Source organism: Phenylobacterium sp. (assembly GCF_030697925.1).
Taxonomy (GTDB): domain Bacteria; phylum Pseudomonadota; class Alphaproteobacteria; order Caulobacterales; family Caulobacteraceae; genus Phenylobacterium.
The window spans coordinates 1-2547 of sequence record NZ_JAUYOJ010000220.1 but is presented as its reverse complement, the minus strand read 5'-3'; the positions used below and the strand labels follow the sequence as shown (position 1 = coordinate 2547).

1 protein-coding gene is annotated in these 2547 nt (G+C 66.2%); it reads right to left on the bottom strand.

The features are described from left to right. On the bottom strand, positions 1 to 2129 hold a 2129-nt coding region (locus Q8Q88_RS21590; RefSeq protein WP_305677245.1), incomplete at its 3' end, for a PAS domain S-box protein. Positions 2130 to 2547 lie beyond the last annotated feature (418 nt).

Below are 2547 nucleotides of genomic sequence, written 5' to 3'. Positions count from 1 at the left end.
GAGGCTGCGGAACCGGCGGACGCACGGATGCGTCGCGTCGCTTCCATCCCGTCGAGCCGCGGCATTTGGATGTCCATCAGAATGAGGTCGAAGTCGCCGCCCAGGACGGCTTCGACGCCTTGCTCGCCGTCCTCCGCCGTGGAGGCGATCGCGCCGAGGCTCTCCAGCATCTTGGTGGCGATCATGCGATTGGTGGGATTGTCTTCGACCACCAGCACCCGACAGCCGTCGAGCACGGCGGCTTCGGCCGCCTCCTCCGGGACGGGCGGCTCGATCTCCCCGACCGGAAGCTCGAACCAGAACGTCGCGCCCTGTCCGCTCGCGGAAATGACGCCCACGTCCCCGCCCATCATTTCCACCAGCTTGCGGGTGATGGCCAGCCCCAGACCCGAGCCGCCGAACCGGCGGGTGGTCGAGGTGTCAGCCTGCTGGAAGCGTTCGAAGAGGACGGCCTGGACCTCGGCGGAAATGCCGATGCCGGTATCCTCGACCTCAAAGCGCAGGCGCGGCCCGTCGAGGGCGGTCCGCGTCATGGCCCGAACCGCCACCGACCCCTCGCGCGTGAATTTCACGGCGTTGCCGATCAGGTTGAACAGGCACTGGCGCAGCCGGAGCGCATCGCCTGCGATCCAGGGGGGCAACGCGCCCATCTCCAAAGTTAGCGCCAAGCCCTTCTCTTCGGCCTTCGGACGCAGCATCGCTGCGACGCCGTCCAGCACCGCGCGAGGATCGACCGGTTCGCTTGCTAACGCCAGACGGTCGGCTTCCAGTCGTGAGAAGTCGACGATGTCGTCGAGCAAGGCCTGGAGCATGCCGCCGCCGGACAACGCCTCATCGATCATGGATCGGGCCTGGGAAGGAAGCTCCTGGCCCTTGAGAAGATGCAGGACGCCGAGGACGCCATTCATCGGCGTCCGAAGCTCGTGGCTCATATTGGCCAGGAATTGAGACTTGGCCTCGGTCGCCGCCTGGGCGGCCTTCTCGGCCTCGACCAGCGCCAGTTCCTGGCGTTTACGCTGATCGACGTCCTTGATGAGACTGACACTGCGCCGCCAGCGGCCGGCGGCATCCTTCTGGATCTCGTTGAAGATCCGCACCCAACGCTCGGATCCGTCGGCCAGCAGAATGCGCACATCCAGGGGTTCGACCGGGCCGCCGTCGAGCCACGATCTGACCGCCGTCCTGATCGTCGTGGCGTCGTCGGGATGAACGAAGGGCCACACCGTCGCGCGTGCTTGTGCGTAGGTCATCGACTGGCCGACGAGGTCGTCGAAGCTTGGCGAAGTCCACAGGAACGGCTCGTCGTAGCCGATCTCGACCACGGCGGCGTTGGCGGCTCGCAGGGCGATCTTCAACCGCTGGAACTGGGCCTCGGCCTCGCCCCGCGCCCCGGCGAGCTCCGTCACATCCTGCGAAATTCCATGCACGATGTGCATGCCCTCGGCCACCGGTTCAGCGTGGACGTGGGCCCGAACCCAAATCCAGTGGCCGTCGGCGGCGCGCATGCGGTGGTTGAAGGCGCCGGCGCGGCCCTGCTCCACCGCCGCGGTGATCGTGGCCAACACCTGCTCATAGTCGTCGGGATGACAGATTTGAACAAACTCCTCCGGCGTCTTCGCGCTGATCCCGGCGGCGGCGAGCATCGCGGTCCATTCCGCCGACCACAGGATTTCTTCCGTCCGGGGATCGTAGCGCCAGAGGCCGACGCCGGCGGTTTGGGAGAGTAGCTTCTCCACTTGGCTCGCATGCCGCAGCGCTTCGGCGCGCCGGTGCTCCTCGGTCACATCACGCAGCATGCCCATCATCTCGCCCTGGGGACCGCGGCGAGCACTACCCTCAAGCCAGACCCAGCGGCCGTCCGCGCAGCGCATCTGCATGCGCGATGGGACGTCGCCGTCGCGGGTCAACTTTCGCCCCATCTCGACGACGAGGTCGCGGCTGTCGGCGTGCAAGAGCGACAGGAGATTGCGCCCAAGCAGCTCTTCGGGCGTCCAGCCGGTGAGCGCCGTCCAGGCTGGGTTGATCTCAAGGATGAGCCCCTCCGGCGAGACGACGCCGAACAGCTCAGGTGCATTTTCGAAGAACCAACTAGCGGTCAGGCGGCTAGAGGCATCATAGACGTCGGACACTTATGCGCTCCCGGCCGTGCAGGGCTGCTCCGTGGAGCCATACCCTGCGCGCCGCTGGTTAACGCGCTATGGTTGAGGACCGGGCGCTGACAATTTGCCGCATGGGTTGGGGGCGGCGTACCCCGAGGCGGTCGTGCGGCATCAAAGCATCCGTCCGCTAGGACAGGACCTGCGCACCTCATTGGCGATTTCGTCCGTGTCGGCGCCTCGGATAGGTGCGGGTGGGTCCGGGTGAACTTTCTGGATTCACAGCGGCGATCCCTGGAGTCATGGTCGACCTGGTCCTTCACGTAGGAGTGCGTGTGATGGAGAACGCCACGGAGTTCGCGGTCGTTCGATTCGCCGACGGGTGGCGCGTGCTGACCCACGACAGCCAAATGGGGAAATTCCAGTACCGCGTCGATGCGGAGGAAGCTGC